Consider the following 21,626-nt stretch of genomic DNA (forward strand, 5'->3'; position numbering starts at 1 on the left):
GCATTGGGTGAAAAATGAAATCAAGATGGAAATGTAAAAAATGTCTTCGAACTGGATGACACAACCTATCAAGACCTCTGGGATACAGCAAAGGCACTGCTAAGAGCACCTCGGCCCGGCGGTCGGCCTCCACCTGCTCGGCGGTGCGACCGGCGAGCCGGGCGCGGTCGAGCAACGACCGCCACCGCGGTGCCGGTTCGGCCGACCGGCCCCAGCCGGTCTCTGTGCCGTCCAAGGCTCGCCCTCCCCGCGCCGTCGATCTCCGCCTGACAGGCTACGAACGAAACCCTATTCGGACCACACCTGTCCTTGCACATCCCCCATGGGCAATATTCACCCGCCCGGTGCCGGACGACCCCCGCGGCCGGTGTCCGGCGAGGTCGGAGGCGGTGTCGGCGCCCGCACCCCGGCCGATCCGGCGAGTGATTGATCGATCACGTCCCGTGCCTGTTCCGACGAAACGCCCACCGACGGGCCGGTCGGGACCAACGCGGTGTCGGCCGGCGGCCGCACCACGTCGCGCTGTTCGGGCAGCGGCGGGGTGACCACCGCCCGGTCCAGCCGGCGCAGCTCGGGGGTCGGGTCCACCGCCCGTACCCCGGGCCGGGCGGCCAGTTCCCGCAGCGCCGCCGGGTCGGCGCGGACCACCGCCGCGTAGACGCACCCGCACTCCGCCCGGTACGCCTGCGCCTCCCGTGCGGCCACCTCCGCGCCGGTGGCGTACACCCGGCGCAGCTCGCCCTCGGCGGTGCCGGCGGCCCGGGTCCGCTGGTCGGCGGCCTCCCGGTCCTTGCGGTCGGCCACCGTCGCCATCCCGGCGACCACGTCCTGCGGCAGCAGCTGCGCCGGCAGGCGGACCACCTCGGTCTGCCGGTCGGGCAGCGGCACCCGCGTCACCACCTCGGAGACCGGCACGTCGGCGAGCACCCCGGGCAGCTCCCGCGGCGCCCGGTAGGAGGTGAACGACACCAGCGCGTACGTCCCGGACGGCGACTCCGACGGCGGCAACACGGCCAGCTCGGCCGCGGCGGCGCGCACGTACCCCGGGATCGCGTCGCCCGGCCGCACCCCGACCCGGGTGACCTCGCCCACCGTGCGGTCGCCCACCGGCTCCTCCCGGCGGCCCGCCCAGCCGGCGGTGAGCAGCACCGCCCCCACCGCGGCGAGCGCGGCGGAGGTCAGCCACCGCGGCCGGGCACGGTCCGGCCGGCCGGCCGGCGGTGTCCGCTGGTCGGCCGGTGGCGGTACGGCGACGCTCACCGGCGGGGCCCCTCGTCGACTCGGAATCAGGTGCGGTCAGTCGCGCAGGATCGCCAGTGCCCGCGCCAGGTCGTCGGGGTACTCGCTGACGAAGGTCACCTCGTCACCGGTGCGCGGGTGCAGGAAGCTCAGCGAGCGGGCGTGCAGCCACTGCCGGCTCAACCCGAGCCGGGCCGACAGGGTGGGGTCGGCGCCGTAGGTGATGTCACCCACGCAGGGGTGGCGCAGCGTCGAGAAGTGCACCCGGATCTGGTGCGTACGACCGGTCTCCAGCCGCACGTCGAGCAGGCTCGCCGCCGGGAACGCCTCAAGGGTGTCGTAGTGGGTGATGCTCGGCTTGCCGCCGGAGACCACCGCCCAGCGGTAGTCGTGGTGCGGGTGCCGGTCGATCGGGGCGTCGATGGTGCCGCGCAGCGGGTCCGGGTGCCCCTGCACCACGGCGTGGTAACGCTTCTCCACCTCGCGGTACTTGAACGCCCGCTTCAGCGCGCTGTACGCCTGTTCGCTCTTGGCCACCACCATGATGCCGGTGGTGCCCACGTCGAGCCGGTGCACCACCCCCTGCCGCTCGGCGGCGCCGCTGGTGGAGATCCGGTGCCCGATCCCGGCGAGGCCGCCGATCACGGTCGGCCCGGTCCAGCCGGGGCTGGGGTGGGCGGCCACGCCGACCGGCTTGTCCACCACCACGATGTCGTCGTCGGCGTAGACCACGGTGAGGCCCGGCACCGCCTGCGGCACCACGGTCGGCGGCGCGGCCGGGGCGGGCAGCGTCACCTCCAGCCAGGAGCCGGCCTTCACCTTGTGCGAGTTGGGCCGGGCGGCGCCGTCGACCAGCGCGTCACCGGCGTCGACCAGGGCCGCCGCGACGGTGCGGGAGAGCCCGAAGAGCCGGGACACCGCCTGGTCCAGGCGCATGCCGTCGAGTCCGTCCGGGACCGGCAGGGAACGGTGGTCGCCGCCGGCGGCGAAGGCCGAGGTCATGCCCGCCCCCGGGGCTCGGCGTCGGCGGCGTCCCGGGCGCCGGCCGGGGCGTCGTCGGCCGCGCGCTCCACGCCGGCCCGGCTGCCGTCGCGCTGGCGGCCGGTGAGTTCGAGCAGCACGGCGAGGAGCACCCCGCAGACCAGGGCGCTGTCAGCCAGGTTGAACACCGGCCAGACCTGGCCGTACGGGTCGAAGAGGCTGACCATGTCCACCACGTGCCCGACGAAGTGGCCGGGAGCGCGGAAGATCCGGTCGGTGAGGTTGCCCAGCGCCCCGCCCAGCACCAGGCCGAGCGAGACTGCCCACGGCAGGGACCGCAGCCGCACCGCCATCCAGACGATCCAGCCGACCACCCCGATGGTGATCAGCGGGAAGACCCAGGTGTGGTCGGCGCCGATGCTCCAGGCCGCCCCGCTGTTGCGGGTCAGGGTGAGGTAGACCACGCCGCCGAGCAGGCGCACCGGCCCCCGGTCGTCGAGCGTGACCAGCGCGAGGTGCTTGGTGAGCAGGTCGGCCAGCAGGGCCACGAGGGCGATGCTGACCAGGACCACGACCGCCTTGCGGCGGGGCGTTCCGTCGCCCGGCTCAGCGGTGCCGGATCCGGCGGTCGGTGCTGTGGTCATCGACTCCCCATCGACTGTCCCGACGGTGAGGGTTCACCGTCTTGCGCCGGGGAGCGGACGTCAGCGCCGCTCCTCCAGCTGCTTGCAGGTCACGCAGAGGGTCGCCGACGGGAAGGCGGCGAGCCGCTCCACCGGGATCGGGTTCCCGCACCGCTCGCACCACCCGTAGCCACCCTCGTCGAGCCGCTCCAGTGCCCGCTCGACCTGCGTGATCCGTTCCCGGATGCTGTTGGCGAGGGAGATCTCCTGCTCGCGCTCGAACGTCTTGGTGCCGGTGTCGGCCTGGTCGTCCCCGGCCGAGTCGGTCAGCCGGTCGCGCTGCAGCTCGGTGATCTCGCTCAGCGTCTGATCGTACTCGGCACGCAGCTCGTCCCGACGGGCCGCCAGGGCCGCCCGGATCTTCTCGGTCTCCGCCGCGCTGCGGGTGGCCCTCACCGCAGGCTTGCGGCCGGCGGTCCTGGTGTCGGCTGGCTTCGCCATCGTCAGCTCCCTCAGCCGCGTAGCGCGGCGCTCGGCGGTGTCCGGACAGGGGCCACCGGCCTGGCGTCCCCCACGTAACAAAACGGGCGCACGGCAACGAGGGCCGCGCACTCCGGAGGTTGGCAAGAATACGGAACGTACAGGCGTCCGACAACGTGGCGCACCGTCGTGCCGCTATTCAGCCCCTGGTAAGCCCTAAATGGGGCAAAGGGAACGCTAGCAGATCAGCCCTCCCGATCCTCGCCGTACTCGCCAAACCACCTGGCCAGTCGACCCCGCCGGCTGACCGCGCGCAGCCGCCGCTCCGCCTCGTCCCGCACTCCGGCGGTAGCCACGATCAGCAGGCTGTCGCCAGTCTTGAGCCGGGTGTCCGGGCCGGGCACGAAGCCCGCCCCGTCCCGCAGCACCAGGGTCACCGAGGCGCCCACCGGCAACCGCAGCTCGTCCACGTGCACGCCGGCCAGCCGGGAACCCGGCGGCACCTCCAGCTGGAGCAGGTCCGCCCGCATCCGCTCCAGCGGTGCCGTCTCCACCCGGATCTCGGCCAGCTCGGCCGGCGCGGTCACCCGCAATCGGCGGGCCGCCGGCGCCAGCGTGCCCGCCTGCAACAGCGTGAAGATCACCACCAGGACGAAGACCGCGTCGAAGAGCCGGTCCGCCCCGGGCACCCGCTCGGAGAGCGGGATGGTGGCGAGCACGATCGGCACCGCCCCGCGCAGCCCGGCCCAGGACAGGAACGCCTGCTCGCGCAGGTTGACCCGGAACGGCAGCGCGGCGACCAGCACCGACAGCGGCCGGGCGACCAGCAGCAGCGCCAGGCCGGTGACCACGGCCGGCAGCACCGCCGCGTCCAGCCGGCTCGGCGTGGCCAGCAGCCCGAGCAGCACGAACAGGCCGATCTGGGCCAGCCAGGCCAGCCCGTCGGCGAAGCCCAGGATGGCCTGCCGGTGCGGCAGCCGGGCGTTGCCGAGCAGCACCCCGGCCACGTACACGGCGAGGAAGCCGGAGGCGTGCAGCACCGCCCCGGCCGCGTACGCCAGCACGGTGAAGCCGACCGCGGCGATCGGGTAGAGCCCCGACGAGGGCAGCGCCGCGCGACGCAGCGCGAACCGGCCGGTCAGCCCGACGGCGACCCCGACCGCCGCCCCGAGGCTCAGCTCGTAGCCGACCAGCAACACCTCGTACCACCAGGGGTGACCGCCCTCGGCGCTGCGGGAGAGCAGCACCACCAGGATCACCACCGGGGCGTCGTTCATCCCGGACTCGGCCTCCAGGGCGGCCACCAGCCGGGGCGGCAGGCGCAGCCGGCGCAGCGTGGCGAAGACCGCCGCCGCGTCGGTGGAGGAGAGCACCGCGCCGTAGAGCAGGGCGAGCCGCCAGTCCAGGTCGAGCAGCAGGTGCACCACCAGGCCGACGACCAGGATGCTGACCAGCACCCCGACCGTGGACAGGGCGGCGGCCAGCCCGAGCACCGGGCGCAGCGTGCTCCACCGGGCGGTGAGCCCGCCCTCCGCGATGATCACGATCAGCGCGCAGAAGCCCAGTGCCCGGGTCAGCTCCGCGTCGTTGAAGCGGATGCCGAGCCCGCCCTCCCCGAGCGCCACCCCGAGCGCCAGGTAGACCAGCAGACTCGGCACGCCCAGGCGGGTGGAGAAGCGGACCGCGCCGACCGCCACCAGCAGGACGGCGGCGCCGAGCAGCAGCGCGAGGTCCAGCCCGGGCGTCACGGGCCACCGACCCGGAGTGCCTTCACCCGTCCGATCCGTCGCGCAGCCGGCGGAGCAGGTCGGTCAGCCCGGGGGTCGGACGCTCGACGGTGAACAGCTTGTCGCGGCTGGCCGCCCCGGTGCGCAGCGACACCGCGGCCGGCCGTACGCCGAGCGCCCCGGCCAGCGCCCGCCGGGCCGCCTCGGTGGCCCGCCCGTCGACCGCCGGCGCGTTCACCGCGATCACCAGGGCGGGACCGTGCGGGCCGTCGAAACGGCCGCCGACCCGGGCGCGGGAGGCGCCCGGCTTGACGCGTACCGCGACGGTGAGCGGCTCCCCGGTGGGCATCGACGCGACTCAGCTCGGTCGGACGTCGGCGAGCAGGGTGGTGTCCGGCGCGCAGACCGCGCACGGGGTGAAGCCGAGCGAGAGCGCCTCGGAGATCGGCAGCGGCTCGTCGTCCCGGCCGAGCAGGTGCGGGCAGGAGCGCAGGTGGTAGCGGGGACGGCCGTCGACCACCCGCACCTCGGTGTCGAGCCGGGCCACCCGCGCGGCGTCGGCGGGGGACACGTCCTGGGCCTCCGGTTCGTCGTCGAGAGCACCGCCGACCGGTTCGGCCTGCTCCGCCGCCCAGTCGCCGGCAGGCTCCCCGTCGCGCCAGGAACGGCCCGGCGCGGGGCTCACCGACTCCCACGGGCCGCCGTCGTCGGCGGCCCGGTCCGTGGCCGGCGCAGCTTCCCAGGCACCGGCCGACTCCGGTGCGCGGCGCGCCGCCATGCTCTCCGGCTCCCACGGGGCCTCGGCGTGCGGCTCCCACGGGTCGGCGTCGCCGGTCACCGGCGGCTCGGGCGGTTGCCGCCACCCGTCGCCACCGGTGCCGATCGTCGTGGGAACGTGCTGGACGGGGATCTCCGGCTCCACCGGGGCGTAGGGCTCCGGCGGGGCGGTGGAGCGGGGCGTACCCCGGAATCCCCGGCCAGCGCGCGGCCCGGGCCGGTCCGTCGTCGCCCTGGCGGCGGCCACCTGGCGGGCGCCCGCGACCAACGCGACGGCGGCCAACAGGCTGGCCGCGATGGAACTGATCAACAGGGTGCTGGAGCCGTCAGCGAGACCGAGCACCAGCAGTACGACCGCGACGAGGATGAGCAGCAGACTTGCGACTATCATCGCTCACCCCCGCCGCGTCGTGTCGGTGTGGCGCGGTCGACGACCGTCGGGCGACGGCCGCCGACCGTGGATCAGCGACCGGCTTCGAGAGCGCCGGAGCGACCGCCGCCGTACGAGCCGGCGAGGCCCGCGGTGGCCAGCCCGTTGCCGCCGGCGGCGCGAGCGCCCTCGGTGCGGGTCATCTCGGCCTCCAGGCCCTGGCCCCGGCCGTCGAGGTCCCGCAGCTGGCTCTCCAGGTACGCCTTGAGCCGGGTGCGGTACTCGCGCTCGAACTGCTTGAGCTCCTCGATGTGCTTCTGCAGCGCGGTGCGCTTGGCGTCCAGGCCACCCATGGCCTCCTGGTGCCGCTGCCGGGCGTCACGCTCGAGGGCGTCGGCCTTGGCGCGCGCCTCGCGGGTGACCTCCTCGGCCTTCGACCGGGCCTCGGAGAGAAGCTGGTCGGCCTCGCGGCGGGCGTCGGAGACGTGGTCGTCGGCGGTGCGCTGGGCCATCATCAGCACCCGCAGCGCCTGCTGCTCGCCGTCGGCGTTGGCAGCCGGGCCACCGGTGGCGCGGACCTGCTCCAGCTCGGCCTGCATGGCCCGGGCGGCCTGCTCGGCCGCGGCCTTGTCACGCTGCACCCGGTCGAGCTGGGCCTTGACGTCGTTGAGCTCCGCCGCGAGCCGGGCGTCGCCGCCGGGGCCGGCGGGGGCGCCACCACGGCCGCCGCGCTCCACCTGGGCGCGCAGCTCGTTGTTCTCCTCGATCAGACGGGCAAGCTCACGCTCGACCTCGTCCAGGAAGGCGTCGACCTCCTCCTCGTCATAGCCCCGCTTGCCGATCGGCGGCTTTTTGAAGGCGACGTTGTGGACGTCGGCCGGGGTCAGCGGCATCGAAACTCCTCGGGTCAGTTGCGGCCGCGTAGCGGGCTGGTTCACCGGTCGTTATCCGATGATCAACCGCTTCAACACGAACTCCATCAGCACGAACAGGATAACCAGGAGCACAAGGGAAGCCAGGTCGATGCTCACGGTACCAATTCGCAGTGGAGGGATCACCCGCCTCAACGCCTTGAGAGGCGGATCAGTGACGCTCCACACGGATTCCAGTCCCGCCGACGCCCCGCGCCCCGGTTGCCACCGGCGACCGTACTGGAGGACCGCGCTGAGAACGAATCGGGCCAACAGCACAATTAGGAAGAGGTACAGGATCAGGTACAGCGCTTGGAGCACGATCGACAACACGGCAGACGACGTCCCTCGGTCAGGCGGACTTAGCTCAGGCTGAAGAAGCCGCCCTCAGCGATCTTGGCCTTGTCCTCCGCGGTGACCTGGACGTTGGCCGGTGAGAGCAGGAACACCCGGTTGGTCACGCGCTCGATCGTACCGCGCAGCCCGAACGCGAGACCGGCGGCGAAGTCCACCAGGCGGCGGGCGTCGGCCTCGTCCATCTCGGTGAGGTTGATGATCACCGGTACGCCGTCGCGGAAGTGCTCGCCGATGGTGCGCGCCTCACGGTAGGTGGTCGGGTGCAGCGTGGTGATCTGGTAGCGCTGCTCCTCCTCGGCCACCACGGCGCGCTCGCGCGGCTGGGTCTGCGGGGCCAGGGCGAGGTTGTCCCGGGTGTGGTAGGTCAGCGCGCCGGAGGTCTCCCCCGCGCCCGATCGGGTGATCGACCGGACGCTGGACCGCTCGACGCGCTCCGGACGGTCGTCGTCGGCCCGGTCCTCCAGGGCCCGGCTCATGCCCCGCTCGCTCAGCCGGCCCCGCTCGCCGAGCCGCGGGCGCGGTGCCGGCGGCTCCTCCGACTCGTCGTCATCGTCGTCGGCGAACTCCTCGGAGTACCGGCTCGACCGGTACCGCGAGTCGCGGTAGCCGGGCTTGTCGTAGCCGCCGTCGTCGTAGGCCCGCTCGTCGTCCTCCTCGACGAGACCGAGCCAGACCCCCGCCTTGCGCAGTGCACCCATCCCGCGCCCTTCCGTCCGCCGTGCGGCACGCACCCCCGTGCCGTGTCGCCTGATCACGAGTGGACAATCCATGCCCACCGGATCGGAGCGGCAATCCCCCGGCAGGCGATTCGCGGCCGCCCGCCGTGGCCCCCGACAACGGGACGCCGTTCCTGAACAACACAGATGTAATTTGCTTCTACCGTGGTCAGGCTACCGCAGCGTGGAACGCATTCCGAGCAACGCGCTGCCGACGCGGACATGTGTCGCGCCGTACGCGATGGCCTGTTCCAGATCGCCGCTCATGCCCGCGGAGAGCGCCCCGGCCTCCGGGTGCCGGTCGCGGAACCGCGCCGCCACCTCGGCGAGCCGGGCGAACGCCCGCTCCGGCTCCCAGCCCAGCGGCGCCACCGCCATCAGCCCGGCCAGCCGCAGCCCGCCGGCCCCGGCCAGCCCCTCGGCCACCGGGCCCAGGCCGCGGTCCGGGTCGGCCGAGTCCGGCAGCGCGCCACCGCGCGCCGGATCCCCGTCGATGCTGACCTGCACCAGCGCGTCCAGCGGCCGGTCCCGGCCGGCGGACGCGGCGGCGTCCAGGGCCCGGGCCAGCCGGACGTTGTCCACCGAGTGCACGACGTCGGCGTACCGGACCACCGAGCGGGCCTTGTTGCGTTGCAGCTGGCCGATGAAGTGCCAGCGGGCGGACACCCCGGCCGCGGCCACCTCGGCCGCCTTCGGCGCGGCCTCCTGGTCGCGGTTCTCCCCCACGTCGGTCACCCCGAGCCCGGCCAGCGCGACCACGTCGCCGGCCGGGTACGTCTTGGTGACCGCGATCATGGTGACCTCGGCGCGGTCCCGTCCGGCGGCGGCGCAGGCGTCGGCGATCCGGGCGCGGACCCGGGCCAGCCCGGCCGCGAGTTCGGCACGCCGGTCGGGCCGCACCGTGGCTGGTTGGTCGGTCATCGGCGGCGCTCAGGACCCGTTCTTGAGGAAGTCGGGCACGTCCACGTCGTCGAAGAGCACCCGGCGCGGCGACTGCTGCGGGGGCGGCATGGTCGCCGGCGGGGTGACCGGCGGGTTCTGCGGCGCCGGCTGGTTCTGGTTGGTCTTGCGCGGCGCCTCGGCCGCCTTGTACGCCGGCGCGCCGCCGTCGAAGCCGGCCGCGATGACCGTGACCCGCACCTCGTCGCCGAGCGCGTCGTCGATGACCGCACCGAAGATGATGTTGGCGTCGGGGTGCGCCGCGTCGGTGACCAGCTGGGCCGCGTCGTTGATCTCGAAGAGGCCGAGGTCGGAGCCGCCGGCGATGGAGAGCAGCACGCCCCGGGCGCCGTCCATGCTCTGCTCCAGCAGCGGGCTGGAGATGGCCGCCTCGGCCGCCTCCACGGCGCGATTCTCGCCGCGGGCGCTGCCGATGCCCATCAACGCGCTGCCGGCGCCGCTCATCACGCTCTTGACGTCGGCGAAGTCCAGGTTGATCAGACCCGGCGTGGTGATCAGGTCGGTGATGCCCTGGACACCGGAGAGGAGCACCTGGTCGGCCGTGCGGAAGGCGTCCATCATGGAGATGTTGCGGTCGCCGAGCGCCAGCAGCCGGTCGTTCGGGATGACGATCAGCGTGTCGCACTGGTTGCGCAGTTCGTCTATGCCGGACTCGGCCTGCACCTGGCGGCGCTTGCCCTCGAAGGAGAACGGCCGGGTCACCACGCCGATGGTGAGCGCGCCGAGCTTGCGGGCGATGTTGGCCACCACCGGCGCGCCGCCGGTGCCGGTGCCGCCGCCCTCGCCGCAGGTCACGAAGACCATGTCGGCGCCCTTGAGCACCTCCTCGATCTCGTCGCGGTGGTCCTCGGCGGCGTTCTTGCCGACGTCCGGGTTGGCGCCGGCGCCGAGGCCCCGGGTCAGCTCCCGGCCGACGTCGAGCTTGACGTCGGCGTCACTCATCAGCAGCGCCTGCGCGTCGGTGTTGATCGCGATGAACTCGACGCCCTTGAGCCCAACCTCGATCATCCGGTTGACGGCGTTGACGCCGCCGCCACCGATGCCGACGACCTTGATGACCGCCAGGTAGTTGTGCGGAGGTGTCATCTCCGGTCCTTTCCCTTCGAGATTGGCATCGCCCCGACCGGGTACGGCGTGGCCAGACCGGCGGTCGACGACAGCTGTCACCACAGAGGACCAGGGCTGAACCCTCACCCTCTACTAGAGGCTTACAGTTATGTCAACCACTGATCCTCTTCGGGGCAACGTAAGCGCCCCCACGCCGAGAGCCAAGGACCTGCCCGGCGTGTCGCCGCCCTTAGCGGGACGGCTCACGCTCCGACGCGGAATCACTTGAAGGTCACCACGTCAGGCGCGCTGACGTCGATCGTGTCGGCCTTGCGACCCAACAGCGCGGTGGCCACCCGCGCCTTGTCCACCCCCCGGGTCGCGTCGCCCCAGACGACCCTCCGGTCCCCCCGGAGGGTGAGGCTGATCCGGGCCAGACCCTCCACAGTGAGCTCGGCGAGCTCCGCGCGCAGCTGTGGGGTGAGCACCGCCAGCACCTCCAGCGCGGCCCGGGTGCCGGGATCGTCCGGGCCGGGGGTGGCCAGGCGGACCACCGGCAGGCCGTCCGGGGCGCGCGGCACCGTTCGGAACACGACCCCGTCGGCGTCGACCACCACGAACTGCCCGTCCCGCGGCACCGCCGCGACCCCGGTGCGTTCGACCACCGTCACCACCAGCGTGCCCGGCCAGTCCCGGGTCACCGTGGCCCGCTCGACCGGGGCCAGCGCGCCGATCCGGCGGGCGGTGGCGGCCAGGTCGACCCGGGCCAGCGGGACGCCGTCCGGCACCGCCGCCGCGTCCCGCACCTCGACCGGGGTGACCAGCTCCGCGCCGACCACGCGGACCTCGCGGACCCCGAACAGCCCGGTGCCGAGCACCGTCCAGGCGACCAGCGCGGCCACCGCGAGCACCCCGGCGGCCACCGCCCAGGGCAGGGCCGCCCGCATCCGCCGCTGCCGGGCCCGGGCCATGAACCGTCGGGTGGACGGCGGGACCGCGTCGCTGCCGGCCCGGACGAGCTGCCAGCGCCGGACCGGCCCGCGCCGGGGGCCGCCGCCGTCCGTGCCCGCGGTACGGCCCCGCGCCGGGCCCGGGCTCATCCGGCGGCGGAGGCCGCGCCGTCCGGGTCGACGGCCGCGCCGAGGGCCGTCCCGCCGACGGCGCCGCCGGGGGTGCGCGCGGTGAGGGCGTCGAGCAGCTGGTCGCCCATCAGCGAGATCGGTGGCGCGCCCATGGTCACCACCACGTCACCGGGACGGGCCCGCTTCGCCACCTCCACCGGGGCCTCGTCCCAGGAGTCGACGAAGATCTTCTGCCCGGCGGGCAGCGACACCGCCTCGACGAGGGCGGCCGAGCCCTCCCCCGGCTGGCGCAGCTCACCCGGCCCGAAGACCTCCAGCAGCACCACCTCGTCGGCGATGCCCAGCGCCGCGGCGATCTCCGCCTGGAGGTCCCGGGTGCGGTAGAGCCGGTAGGGCTGGAAGACCACGATCAGCCGGCCGTCGCCGGCCACCTCGCGCAGCGTCTGCAACGCCAGCGTCATCGAGGTCGGGTGGTACGCGTACTCGTCGTAGACCAGCACGCCGTCGGCGACGCCCTTGCGCTCGAAGCGCCGGCGTACGCCGGGGAACGCTGCCAGCGCCGCCTCGGCCGCCTCGACCGGCAGGTCCAGCAGGTACGCGGCGAGCACCGCCGAGGCGCTGTTGAGCCCCATGTGCCGGCCGGGAACCGGCAGCCGGATCTCGCCCAGCGAGCGGCCGTCGATCTCGGCCAGGTAGCGCACCCCCTGCGCGGAGGAGGCCATCTCGCGCAGCCGCAGGTCGGCGTCGGCGGCCTCGCCGTAGGTGTGCACCCGGCGGCCCTCCGCGCGCAGCGTCTCGGCCAGCCGGCGGCTGCCCGGGTCGTCGGCGCAGGTGATGATGACACCGTCCGGGTCGGTGAGCCGGGCGAACTCGGCGAAGGTCGCCTCCAGGTTGGCCAGGTCGCCGTAGGTGTTGAGGTGGTCCGCCTCGATGTTGGTGATGATCGAGACGTACGGGCGGTAGATCAGGAACGAGCGGTCGCTCTCGTCCGCCTCGACCACGAAGTACTCGCCGGTGCCGTGGTGCGCGCCGGAGCCGACCTCGGAGATCTCGCCGCCGATGACGAAGGACGGGTCCACCCCGGCCTGCTGGAGCACCATGGTGACCATCGAGGTGGTGGTGGTCTTGCCGTGGGTGCCGGCGACCGCCACCGTCCGGCGGCCGGTCATCGCCGCGGCGAGGGCCTCGGAGCGGTGCAGCACCCGCAGGCCGCGCCGGCGGGCCTCGACCATCTCCAGGTGGTCCTGCGGGATGGCGGAGGAGTAGACCACCGTGTCCGCGCCGTCGAGGTTGGCCGCCTCGTGGCTCAGGTGGATCGTCCCGCCGAGCGCCCGCAGCCCGGCCAGGGACGGCCACTCACGCAGCTCGCTGCCGGAGACCGGCAGGCCGCGGGTGAGGAAGAGCCGGGCCAGGCCGCTCATGCCGACCCCGCCCACCCCGATCAGGTGGATCCGGCCCAGATCCTCCGCGGTGAGCGTGCCGGCCGGGGTGAACTGCGCGGTGTTCATTCCGAGTACCTTCCCGTCGCGGCGCCGGTCACAGCACCGCCGTTGGTCGCGACCGCGGGGCTCGCCAGCGCGCTCCTCGCGCTCACCGGGCCACCGCCTCGTAGACGAAGTTCAGCAGCGCGACGTCGCCGTCCCGCCGCCCGTACGCGGCCGCGGCGTTGCCCATCGCGGCGAGCCGGTGCGGGTCCCGGACCAGCGGGACGACCGTCCGCTCCAGCCAGTCCGGGGTCAGCTCGGCGTCGTCGACGAGCAGCCCGCCACCGGCCTCCACCACGGGCAGCGCGTTGCGCTTCTGCTCCTGGTTGCTGTGCGGGTACGGCACGTAGATGGCGGGCAGCCCGATGGCGGCCACCTCGGCGCAGGTCATCGCCCCGCCCCGGCCCAGCATCAGGTCGGCGGCGGCGTAGCCCAGCTCCATCTCGGACAGGTAGGGCAGGGTCACGTACGGCACCGGCAGGTCGGTGGGGACCGGCACCGGCTCGTTGCGCGCGCCGATCACGTGCAGCACCTGCACGCCGTTGCGGGCCAGTTCCTTGGCCGCGCCGGAGACCGCCAGGTTGATCGAGCGGGCGCCCTGCGAGCCGCCGGCGACGAAGAGCACCGGCAGGTCGGGGCGGAGTCCGAAGTGGGCCCGCGCGGCGTTGCGCATGGCGACCCGGTCCAGCCCGGCGATGCCCCGGCGCAGCGGCACGCCGACCACCCGGGCGTCGCGCAGCGACTCGGCCTGCGCGGGCTGGTGCGGGAAGCCCACCGCGACGTTCTTGGTGAACTTCATGCCGAGCCGGTTGGCCACGCCCGGCGGCACGTTCACCTCGTGGATGACGATCGGCAGCTCGCGGCGCCAGGCGGCCAGGTAGCCGGGGACGGAGACGTACCCGCCGAAGCCGACCACGACGTCGGCCCGCACCTCGTCGATCACCTTGCCGGCGGCGCGGGCCGCCTTCCACATCCGGTCCGGGGTACGGACCAGGCTCATGTTGACCGAGCGGGGCAGCTGGTACGCCGGGATCTGCCGCAGGTCGTAGCCGGCCGGCGGGATCAGCTCGTTCTCCAGGCCCTTGGGGGTGCCCAGACAGGTGATCCGGACGCCCGGGTCGTGTCGGCGCAGGCAGTCGGCGAAGGCGAGCAGCGGGTAGATGTGTCCACCCGTACCACCTCCGCAGAGCACCACCGAACGCAGCGGACCCATCAGCGTCTCCTCTCGTTCGCCGTCCCGCCCCGGGTCCGGCCCTGCCGGCCGCCGCGCGGTGCGGCCTGGTCGTCGGACCGCCGCGCCCGCGCCCGGGGCACGGACCCTCGGGCAGCCGGTGGCGGCGCCGGTTGGCGACGCCGGCCGGGAAGCGGCGGCAACGGGGCCCAGAGTAGTCGGACCCACCGGGCCGGCGGACGGGCATGCAGGGCTCGGGCGGCGTCGGGCTCGGCGCGGGCGAACGAGGCGAGGATGCCGACCGCCGCCAGCGTCACGACCAGCGCGCTGCCGCCGTCGGAGATGAACGGCAGCGGCACCCCGGTCAGCGGCAGCAGGCCGATCACGCCGCCGATGTTGATCACCGCCTGGCCGACCAGCCAGGCGGTGATCGCGGCGGCGGTGAGCCGGCGGAACGGGTCCTCGACCCGCCGGGCGATGCGCAGCCCGGTGTAGGCCAGCACGGCGAAGAGCGCCAGGATGACGGTGCAGCCGACCACCCCGAGCTCCTCGGCGATCACCGCGAAGATGAAGTCGTTGTGGGCCGCCGGCAGCCAGCCGAACTTCAGGCTGCTCTTGCCCAGCCCGACGCCGAACCAGCCGCCGTGCTCGATGGCGTTGCGGGCCTGGACCATCTGCCAGCAGCTGTCCTCCAGGCACTTGGCCGGCTCGGGCGCGTTGATGAAGTAGGTGAGCCGGGCCAGTCGATAGTTCTCGTCGCCCGCCGCGCCGGAGCCCGCACCGAGCGAGGCCACCGCGACCAGCAGTCCGATGCCGACCAGGCCGATCGCGGAGAGGGCGGCGAAGACCCGCTTCCGCACCCCGGCCGCCCAGAGCAGCCCCACCACGATCGCCAGCAGGCAGAGCATGGTGCCCAGGTCGTTGTAACCGACCAGCACGAAGAGCAGCCCGACCACCGGGAAGAGCGGGGTGGCCAGCTCCTTCCACCAACCGAGCGCGGCGCCCTTGCGGGCGACCACGTGCGCGCCCCAGAGCACCAGGGCGAGCTTGGCCAGCTCGGAGGGCTGTACCTGGATCGGCCCGAGGTTGAGCCAGAGCAGGTTGGCCCGCAGCGGCCCGAGCGCCTTGATCCCGAACAGCGAGTCCAGGGCCACCAGCAGGTTGAGCACGAGCAGCAGCACCACCGCCGTGCCCAGCAGCGGCCGGCCGAGGGAGCGGAAGGTGCTGGCCGGCAGGCGCTGGCAGGCCCAGAACGCGACGATGCCGATCACCGCGAAGACGGCCTGCTTGGTCACCGACGCCGAGGCGTCGCCCGCCTCGGCGTAGTCCTTCACGCTGGTCGCGGAGAAGACCATGGTCAGGCCGATCAGCAGCAGCAGGCCGGCACTGGACAGCAGCAGGTAGTAGGAGGCCAGCGGGCGGGCCAGCAGGCCGCGCAGCGCCGCCAGGCCGCCGGCCGCGTCCAGGCCGGTGATCGCCGCCGGCGGGTCGGCGGTACGCCCCGCGCCCGCGGCCCGCCGCGCCTGGGTCTCCGCCGTCGTCGTCGTGCCGGTGCCGGCTCGGTCCTCCCCCACGAGCCCATCATCGCCGCTTCTCCGGGCCCGTTCCCGCCGTTCGGCCCGGTCGGCGTGTCGGAATGCGCGACGGGGGCCCCTCGGCTATGAGGGACCCCCGTTGCGCGTCGTCGCGGCTCAGCCCATGCTGGCGCCGCGGCCCGGCCATGCTGGCGTCGCGGTTCAGCTCATGCTGGCCAGGAAGTCGCTGTAGAACAGGCCGAGGGCGATGGCGACGCCGATCCCGGCGATGATCCAGAACCGCACCACGATGTTGACCTCGCTCCAGCCGGCGAGCTCGAAGTGGTGCTGCAGCGGCGACATCCGGAACACCCGCTTGCCGGTGGTCCGGAAGGAGATGATCTGGATCACCACCGACATGGTGATGATCACGAACAGCCCGCCGATGATCGGCAGCAGCAGGATGGTCCGGGTGGACATCGCCATGCCGGCGATCAGACCGCCCAGCCCGAGCGCGCCGGTGTCGCCCATGAAGATCCGGGCCGGCGAGGTGTTCCACCAGAGGAAGCCGACGCAGGCCCCGGCCGCCGCCCCGGCGATCAGCGCGATCTCCAGCGGGTCCCGGACCGTGTAGCAGTAGTTGTTCGGGTTGGCGGTGTAGCTCGGGTCGGCGCACCAGTGCCGGTACTGCCAGAACGCGATCAGCGCGTACGCGGCGAGGACCATCACCGAGGCGCCGGTGGCGAGGCCGTCCAGGCCGTCGGTGAGGTTCACCCCGTTGGTCGCGGCCATCACCACGAAGATGAACAGGACGACCGCGCCGACCTTCGTCAGGTCCAGCGCCGGGATGTCCCGGATGAAGCTGAGCGTCGTGCTGCCCACCGTCTCGGCGTTGGTCCGGGCGCCCGACACGTCGTACATGGTGCTCGGGAAGTAGAGCGCCACGATGCCGAAGATCGCCCCGACCAGGATCTGGCCGGCCAGCTTGCCGCGCTTGTTCAGGCCGCCGCTGTGCCGCTTGCGGACCTTCAGGAAGTCGTCGATGAAGCCGACCGCGCCGGAGAAGACCATCAGGCCGAGCAGCACCAGCGCGGTGATGGTCGGCTCCACCTGGGCGATCTGCGCGTCCGGCAGGGTGGTCAGCGCGAGGTGGCCGGCGACGTACGCGATCACCGTGGCCAGGATGAAGACCACGCCGCCCATCGTCGGCGTGCCCTTCTTGGTCTGGTGCATCGCCGGGCCCTCGGCCCGGATCGGCTGGCCCGCCTTGAGCCGGGTGAACACCTTGATCGCGATCGGGGTGCCGAGCAGCGAGACCAGGAACGCCACGCCGACGGCGATGATGACCGCCCTCATGCGGTCGCCCCGTCCCCGGCCGCGCCGTTGCCGGCGGCTGCCTGTCCGGCGGCGTCGGCGCGCAGCGCGTCGGCCACCTCCCAGGTGCGGTACCGGGAGCCCTTCACCAGGACCACGTCGCCCGGTCGTAGCTCGCTTCGCAGCACCTCGACGGCCGCCGCCTGATCGGTGAGCAGCACCGACCCTCCTCCCCAGTCACTTACCGCTGTCGCGCCCTCGTGGATCGGCGCCGCCGGCTCGCCCACCACGAGCAGCCGGTCCACACCCAGCTCGGCCGCGAGCCGGCCGACCTCCCGGTGCCCGTCGCGTTCGAAGTCGCCCAGCTCGGCCATGTAGCCGAGCGCGGCAAAGATACGCCCCTCCCGGCGCAGGCCGGCCAGCGCGCGCAGCGCCACCGCCATCGACGCCGGGTTGGCGTTGTACGAGTCGTCGATCACGGTCACCCCGTCGGGCCGGTCGAAGACGTCCATCCGCCGGGTGGAGACCAGCCCCAGCTCGCCGAGGGCCACGGCCACCTCGGCCAGCGGCATCCCGAGCTCGCGGGCCACCGCCGCCGCGGCCAGCGAGTTGGAGACCTGGTGCCGGCCGGTCAGCCCGAGCCGCACCGACGCGCTCCCCTCCGGCGTGACCAGGGTGTACGACGGCCGACCCCGGTCGTCGAGGGTCACCTCGACCGCCCGGACGTCGGCGTGCGCGGACTCGCCGTACCGGACCACCCGGGCCCCGGTGCGCGTCGCCATGGCGTCGACCAGGGGGTCGTCGGCGTTGAGCACGGCCAGCCCGTCGGCCGGCAGCGACTCGACCAGCTCCCCCTTGGCCAGGGCGATGTTCTCCACCGTGCCGAACTCGCCGAGGTGCGCCACCCCGACGTTGAGCACCACGGAGATCCGGGGCGGCACCACGTCGCAGAGGTAGCGCACGTGCCCCACCCCGCGGGCGCCCTTCTCCAGCACCAGGAAGCGGGTCTCCGGCGTGGCCTGCAACGCCGTGTACGGGTGCCCCAGCTCGTTGTTGAACGAGCCGGGCGGGGCCACCGTCGGCCCGAGCCGGACGGTCAGCTGGGCGATCAGGTCCTTGGTGGTGGTCTTGCCCGACGAGCCGGTCAGCCCGACCACGGTCAGCTCGGGCAGCCGGTCCACCACGGCGCGGGCCAGCCGGCCCATCGCGGTCAGCGCGTCGCCCACCAGCACCATCGGCACCCCGGGCACCTCCCGGGTGCCCAGCACCGCCACCGCGCCCGCCTCGACCGCACGGGCCGCGTAGTCGTGCCCGTCGGCCTTCTCCCCGGGGAACGCGACGAAGAGCGCCCCGGCGGTGACCTTGCGCGAGTCGAACTCGACCGGGCCGGTGACCCGGGCGTCCGGGTCGACGCGGACGAGGCGGCCGTCGACGGCCGAGGCGACCTCGGCCAGGCTCAGCGGGATCACCGACGACCCGCCAGGTCCCCGAAGCGGGCCCCCAGCGCCTCCGCCAGCTCCACCCGGTCGTCGAACGGGTGCACCTCGCCGCCGACCTCCTGGCCGCGCTCGTGCCCCTTGCCGAGCAGCGCCACCACGTCGCCCGGCTCGGCGAGCCGGACCGCCTCGGCGATGGCGGCCCGCCGGCCCGGGGCCTCGATGATCCGGGCGGCCGTGCCGGCCGCGTACGCCCCGGCCAGCACCTCGGCCCGGATCGCGGCCGGGTCCTCGGTGCGCGGGTTGTCGTCGGTCACCAGCACCACGTCGGCCCCCTCCGCCGCGGCGGCGCCCATCACCGGCCGCTTGCCCCGGTCCCGGTCGCCACCCGCGCCGATCACGCAGATCAGCCGGCCCGCGCTCAGCTCGCGCAGCGCGGCCAGGGCGGCCACGATGGCGTCGGACTTGTGCGCGTAGTCGACCACGCCGCGCACCGGACCGGCCGCGCTGACCAGCTCCAGCCGCCCCGGGACGCCGCCGCAGGCGGCCACCCCCTCGGCGGCGGTCACCGGGTCGACCCCGGCGGCCACCAGGCTGGCGATGGCCAGCAGCGCGTTGGCCACGTTGTGCCGGCCGGGCAGCGCCACCCCGGCGGGCAGCACCAGGCCGTCCGGGCCGTGGACGGTGAAGCGCTGGGCGTACCCCTCGCCGCCGACCTCGTCGGCCCACCACGTGGCGGCGCGGTCGCCGGCCGCCGAGTAGCTGACCGTGGCGGGCTTGAACAGCGGCCGCAGCGCCGGGTCGTCCTGGTTGAGCACCTCGACCGCGCAGCGACCGTCGAAGAGCCGAGCCTTGGCCGCGAAGTAGTCGGCCGAGTCGGCGTGGAAGTCGAGGTGGTCGGAGCCGAAGTTGGTGTAGCCGCCGACGGTGAACCGGACCCCGCCGACCCGCCCCATCGTCAGGGCGTGGCTGGAGACCTCCATCACCACCGCGGTCACCCCGCGCTCGCGCGCGGCGGCGAGCATGGCGTGCAGGTCGGTCGCCTCCGGGGTGGTCCGCACGCTGTCGATCACCAGGTCGCCCAGCCGGGTCTCCACGGTGCCGATCAGGCCGGTGGTGTGCCCGGCGGCGCGCAGCCCGGACTCGACCAGGTAGGCGGTCGAGGTCTTGCCGGCGGTGCCGGTGACCCCGATCACGGTCAGTTCCGCGGTCGGATCGCCGTAGACGGCGGAGGCGAGGTCACCGAGCGCCGCCCGGGGGTCGGGCACCACCAGGGCGGGCAGGCCGGCCGCGGCCACCGCGGCGGCGCCGGCCGGGTCGGTCAGCGCGGCCACCGCGCCGGCGGCCGCGGCGTCGGCGGCGAACTCCGCGCCGTGCCGGCGGGCGCCGGGCAGCGCGGCGTACAGGTCGCCGGGGCGGACCTCCTGGCTGGCGTGGGTCGCCCCGGTCACCGTCACGTCGGCGGCACCCTCGGGCGACGCGACGGCGAGCCGGGCGGCGAGGTTGCCGAGCCGGACTCCGGGCACGGTGCGGGGACGTGGATTGCCGGGCACGGCGTCAGACCCTACCCGGTCGTCCGGTTCCGACCGCACAGCCGCCCCGGTGGTTCGTCGCCACCCACCGATGATGTCCCGCCGTGGCCGCTCAGCGCGGAAAGACCTCGAACTTGGGAGCCTTGCCGCCCGACGGCGGAACCCGGTAGTGCCGCAGCGTGAAACCCATCATCTCGCGGAAGGCGGGGGCGGCCACCGAGCCGCCCTCGCCGCCGGGGCTCCACACGAAGACCGCCACCACGTACCGGGGCTTCTCCGCCGGGGCCATCCCGATGAACGAGCCGACCTCGCCGGGCTGCTTCTCGCCGTTGACCAGCCGCCAACCGGTGCCGGTCTTGCCGGCCACCCGGTAGCCGGGCACCGCCGCGGCCACGCCGGTCGCCCCCTCCACGGTCGTCACCGCCTCCAGGATGGTGCGCAGCGCGGCGGCGTGCTGCGGGCTGAGCACCGGCCGGGTGACCGGCGGCTCGGCCGGCGTCCGCTTCCCGTCCGCCCCGATGATCTCCCTGATCAGGTGCGGCTGGACGTAGGTGCCGTTGTTGGCGATGGTGGCGTACGCGGCGGCCATCTGCAGGGGCGTGGCGTCCACGCTGTGCCCGATCGGCACCGACCCGTACGACGACAGGCTCCACTCGTCGGCGGGCAGCAGCCGCCCGGTGGCCTCCCCCGGCATGCCCTCGCCGGTGGCCTGCCCCAGCCCGAACCGCTTCTGGTAGTCGATCAGCCGGTCCGGGCCGAGCTCGTCGGCGATCTGAATGGTGCCGACGTTGGACGAGAAGGCCATCATCCCGGGCAGGCTCATCCGCCGGCCGTTCGCCGGGTGGGTGTCGGAGAAGGGCGTGTCGCCCCTGGTGATCGCGTTGGGGATGGGAAGGGTGGTGTCGGGGGTGATCACGCCCTCCTGCAGCGCCGCGCCGAAGGTGATCGCCTTGTGCACCGAGCCCGGCTCGACCACGAAGCTGGTCGCCGCGTCCTCCCGGTCGGTCGGCCGGCTCGGCCCCGGGTTGGCCGCGTTGTAGGTGGGGTGGCTGGCCTGGGCCAGCACCTCGCCGGTCGCCACGTCCAGCACCACGGCGGCGCCCACGCTGCCCCGGGTCTGCGCCATGTGCCGGCCGAGCACCTGCTGCACCTGGTACTGCAGGTCCCGGTCGATGGTGAGCACCAGCGAGCTGCCCGGCTTGGCCGGGGTGGTCTGGCTGTAGCCGCCGGGGATGGGCGCGTCCAGGTCACCCTGCCCGGCCTCGTAGACCCGCTTGCCGTCCTGCCCCTGGAGCAGCTTGTCGTAGCGCGCCTCCAGGCCCTCCAGGCCGTTCATGTCCTGACTGACGAAGCCGACCAGGTTGGCGGCGAGGTCGCCGCCGGGCACCTCGCGCCGCTCGTCGCGGTGCACCCCGATGCCGCGGAGGTCGAGCGCCTCGATCTGCTTGGCCTTGACGATGTCGACGCCCCGGGCCAGGTACTGGAACTGCGACCAGCCGCCGCCGGGCAGCTTCCGCCGCGTCATCTTGTCGGCCAGTTCGGATACGGGGACGCCGAGCAGCGGGGAGAGCAGCCGCGCGGTCGCCGCGCGGTCCTTGACCTGCTCCGGGTCGGCGTAGACGTACCGCGCCTCGACACTGCGGGCGAGCGGGGCACCCTTCTGGTCGAGGATGGCGCCACGTGGCGCGGGCAGGTCGACCCGGGTGAGCCGGGAGGAGACGCCGGCGCCCGCGTACGCCGGGCTGTCGACGGCCTGGAGGAAGACCAGCCGGATGCCGATGGTGACGAAGAGCGCCAGGACCAGCATGGTGCCCAGCCGCAGCCGGCGGCGCGGCTCGGCCAGGTCGACCCGTACGCGGCCCCCGCGTATCCGGCGTACGGCTACCCGGCGGCCGCCTACCCGGC

Annotated in this window: 19 protein-coding genes and 2 pseudogenes; all 21 read right to left on the reverse strand. The window is 74.0% G+C overall.

Translation table 11 applies throughout. The features are described 5' to 3' along the window. Nucleotides 1–235: pseudogene (locus AB0I41_RS31335) on the reverse strand (hypothetical protein); the annotation flags it as partial. A gap of 98 nt (nucleotides 236–333) precedes the next feature. Beyond that, nucleotides 334–1,260, reverse strand: a complete 927-nt coding sequence (locus AB0I41_RS31340) for a hypothetical protein (protein ID WP_357114266.1) — start codon at nucleotides 1,258–1,260, stop codon at nucleotides 334–336. 36 nt (nucleotides 1,261–1,296) lie between these two features. Continuing rightward, nucleotides 1,297–2,241, reverse strand: a complete 945-nt coding sequence (locus AB0I41_RS31345; RefSeq protein ID WP_357114268.1) for an RluA family pseudouridine synthase — start codon at nucleotides 2,239–2,241, stop codon at nucleotides 1,297–1,299. Then, nucleotides 2,238–2,864: a signal peptidase II gene (lspA, locus tag AB0I41_RS31350; RefSeq protein WP_357114269.1), complete on the reverse strand. Its 627-nt coding sequence runs from the start codon at nucleotides 2,862–2,864 to the stop codon at nucleotides 2,238–2,240. The genes AB0I41_RS31345 and lspA overlap by 4 nt, the downstream gene beginning before the upstream one ends. Nucleotides 2,865–2,924: 60 nt before the next feature. Beyond that, nucleotides 2,925–3,344 carry a TraR/DksA C4-type zinc finger protein gene (locus AB0I41_RS31355; protein ID WP_357114271.1) on the reverse strand — a complete coding sequence of 140 codons (420 nt, stop codon included), beginning with the start codon at nucleotides 3,342–3,344 and terminating at the stop codon, nucleotides 2,925–2,927. A gap of 224 nt (nucleotides 3,345–3,568) precedes the next feature. Then, nucleotides 3,569–5,071 carry a potassium/proton antiporter gene (locus tag AB0I41_RS31360; protein ID WP_357114273.1) on the reverse strand — a complete coding sequence of 501 codons (1,503 nt, stop codon included), beginning with the start codon at nucleotides 5,069–5,071 and terminating at the stop codon, nucleotides 3,569–3,571. Between the two features lie 22 nt (nucleotides 5,072–5,093). Next, nucleotides 5,094–5,399, reverse strand: a complete 306-nt coding sequence (locus AB0I41_RS31365) for a DUF167 domain-containing protein (RefSeq protein WP_357114275.1) — start codon at nucleotides 5,397–5,399, stop codon at nucleotides 5,094–5,096. Nucleotides 5,400–5,885: 486 nt separating this feature from the next. Then, nucleotides 5,886–6,218, reverse strand: a pseudogene (locus tag AB0I41_RS31370) (hypothetical protein); the annotation flags it as partial. A 71-nt stretch (nucleotides 6,219–6,289) separates the two neighbouring features. After that, nucleotides 6,290–7,090 carry a DivIVA domain-containing protein gene (locus AB0I41_RS31375; protein ID WP_357114277.1) on the reverse strand — a complete coding sequence of 267 codons (801 nt, stop codon included), beginning with the start codon at nucleotides 7,088–7,090 and terminating at the stop codon, nucleotides 6,290–6,292. Nucleotides 7,091–7,141: 51 nt separating this feature from the next. Further along, nucleotides 7,142–7,441, reverse strand: coding sequence for a YggT family protein (locus AB0I41_RS31380; RefSeq protein WP_357114278.1), 300 nt, complete (start codon nucleotides 7,439–7,441; stop codon nucleotides 7,142–7,144). Nucleotides 7,442–7,470: 29 nt separating this feature from the next. Further along, nucleotides 7,471–8,163, reverse strand: a complete 693-nt coding sequence (gene sepF / locus AB0I41_RS31385) for a cell division protein SepF (protein ID WP_357114279.1) — start codon at nucleotides 8,161–8,163, stop codon at nucleotides 7,471–7,473. A gap of 192 nt (nucleotides 8,164–8,355) precedes the next feature. Continuing rightward, nucleotides 8,356–9,102 (reverse strand): YggS family pyridoxal phosphate-dependent enzyme, encoded by a 747-nt coding sequence (locus AB0I41_RS31390; RefSeq protein ID WP_357114280.1) that lies wholly within the window; start codon nucleotides 9,100–9,102, stop codon nucleotides 8,356–8,358. A gap of 9 nt (nucleotides 9,103–9,111) precedes the next feature. Then, nucleotides 9,112–10,227 carry a cell division protein FtsZ gene (gene ftsZ / locus AB0I41_RS31395; protein ID WP_357114281.1) on the reverse strand — a complete coding sequence of 372 codons (1,116 nt, stop codon included), beginning with the start codon at nucleotides 10,225–10,227 and terminating at the stop codon, nucleotides 9,112–9,114. A 242-nt stretch (nucleotides 10,228–10,469) separates the two neighbouring features. Then, on the reverse strand, nucleotides 10,470–11,288 hold the full coding sequence (locus AB0I41_RS31400; RefSeq protein ID WP_357114282.1) for an FtsQ-type POTRA domain-containing protein: 819 nt from the start codon (nucleotides 11,286–11,288) through the stop codon (nucleotides 10,470–10,472). After that, nucleotides 11,285–12,778, reverse strand: coding sequence for a UDP-N-acetylmuramate--L-alanine ligase (murC, locus tag AB0I41_RS31405; protein WP_357114283.1), 1,494 nt, complete (start codon nucleotides 12,776–12,778; stop codon nucleotides 11,285–11,287). Before murC ends, AB0I41_RS31400 begins: the two co-directional genes overlap by 4 nt. Before the next feature lie 82 nt (nucleotides 12,779–12,860). Continuing rightward, entirely contained in the window at nucleotides 12,861–13,967 is a 1,107-nt protein-coding gene (gene murG, locus AB0I41_RS31410; RefSeq protein WP_357114284.1) for an undecaprenyldiphospho-muramoylpentapeptide beta-N-acetylglucosaminyltransferase, read from the reverse strand. After that, complete coding sequence (locus AB0I41_RS31415; RefSeq protein WP_357114288.1) at nucleotides 13,967–15,373, reverse strand: putative peptidoglycan glycosyltransferase FtsW; 1,407 nt, start codon at nucleotides 15,371–15,373, stop codon at nucleotides 13,967–13,969. The genes murG and AB0I41_RS31415 overlap by 1 nt, the downstream gene beginning before the upstream one ends. 288 nt (nucleotides 15,374–15,661) lie before the next feature. Then, complete coding sequence (mraY, locus tag AB0I41_RS31420) at nucleotides 15,662–16,795, reverse strand: phospho-N-acetylmuramoyl-pentapeptide-transferase (RefSeq protein WP_357114285.1); 1,134 nt, start codon at nucleotides 16,793–16,795, stop codon at nucleotides 15,662–15,664. Then, on the reverse strand, nucleotides 16,792–18,222 hold the full coding sequence (murF, locus tag AB0I41_RS31425; protein WP_357114286.1) for a UDP-N-acetylmuramoyl-tripeptide--D-alanyl-D-alanine ligase: 1,431 nt from the start codon (nucleotides 18,220–18,222) through the stop codon (nucleotides 16,792–16,794). The genes mraY and murF overlap by 4 nt, the downstream gene beginning before the upstream one ends. Continuing rightward, a complete protein-coding gene (locus tag AB0I41_RS31430; protein WP_357114287.1) occupies nucleotides 18,219–19,781 on the reverse strand; it encodes a UDP-N-acetylmuramoyl-L-alanyl-D-glutamate--2,6-diaminopimelate ligase in 1,563 nt (520 codons plus the stop codon). Before AB0I41_RS31430 ends, murF begins: the two co-directional genes overlap by 4 nt. Before the next feature lie 52 nt (nucleotides 19,782–19,833). After that, nucleotides 19,834–21,564 (reverse strand): penicillin-binding protein 2, encoded by a 1,731-nt coding sequence (locus AB0I41_RS31435; RefSeq protein ID WP_357114289.1) that lies wholly within the window; start codon nucleotides 21,562–21,564, stop codon nucleotides 19,834–19,836. Nucleotides 21,565–21,626: the final 62 nt, after the last annotated feature.

The organism is Micromonospora sp. NPDC050200, assembly GCF_040656135.1.
Classification (GTDB): domain Bacteria; phylum Actinomycetota; class Actinomycetes; order Mycobacteriales; family Micromonosporaceae; genus Micromonospora.

Excerpts from the sequence above, each read along its gene's own strand:
- AB0I41_RS31345 (WP_357114268.1), bottom strand. The coding sequence starts at position 2,241 with ATGACCTCGGCCTTCGCCGCCGGCGGCGACCACCGTTCCCTGCCGGTC.
- murC (WP_357114283.1), bottom strand. The coding sequence starts at position 12,778 with ATGAACACCGCGCAGTTCACCCCGGCCGGCACGCTCACCGCGGAGGAT.
- sepF (WP_357114279.1), bottom strand. The coding sequence starts at position 8,163 with ATGGGTGCACTGCGCAAGGCGGGGGTCTGGCTCGGTCTCGTCGAGGAG.
- lspA (WP_357114269.1), bottom strand. The coding sequence starts at position 2,864 with ATGACCACAGCACCGACCGCCGGATCCGGCACCGCTGAGCCGGGCGAC.
- AB0I41_RS31400 (WP_357114282.1), bottom strand. The coding sequence starts at position 11,288 with ATGAGCCCGGGCCCGGCGCGGGGCCGTACCGCGGGCACGGACGGCGGC.
- mraY (WP_357114285.1), bottom strand. The coding sequence starts at position 16,795 with ATGAGGGCGGTCATCATCGCCGTCGGCGTGGCGTTCCTGGTCTCGCTG.
- murG (WP_357114284.1), bottom strand. The coding sequence starts at position 13,967 with ATGGGTCCGCTGCGTTCGGTGGTGCTCTGCGGAGGTGGTACGGGTGGA.
- AB0I41_RS31375 (WP_357114277.1), bottom strand. The coding sequence starts at position 7,090 with ATGCCGCTGACCCCGGCCGACGTCCACAACGTCGCCTTCAAAAAGCCG.
- AB0I41_RS31390 (WP_357114280.1), bottom strand. The coding sequence starts at position 9,102 with ATGACCGACCAACCAGCCACGGTGCGGCCCGACCGGCGTGCCGAACTC.
- ftsZ (WP_357114281.1), bottom strand. The coding sequence starts at position 10,227 with ATGACACCTCCGCACAACTACCTGGCGGTCATCAAGGTCGTCGGCATC.
- AB0I41_RS31365 (WP_357114275.1), bottom strand. The coding sequence starts at position 5,399 with ATGCCCACCGGGGAGCCGCTCACCGTCGCGGTACGCGTCAAGCCGGGC.
- AB0I41_RS31355 (WP_357114271.1), bottom strand. The coding sequence starts at position 3,344 with ATGGCGAAGCCAGCCGACACCAGGACCGCCGGCCGCAAGCCTGCGGTG.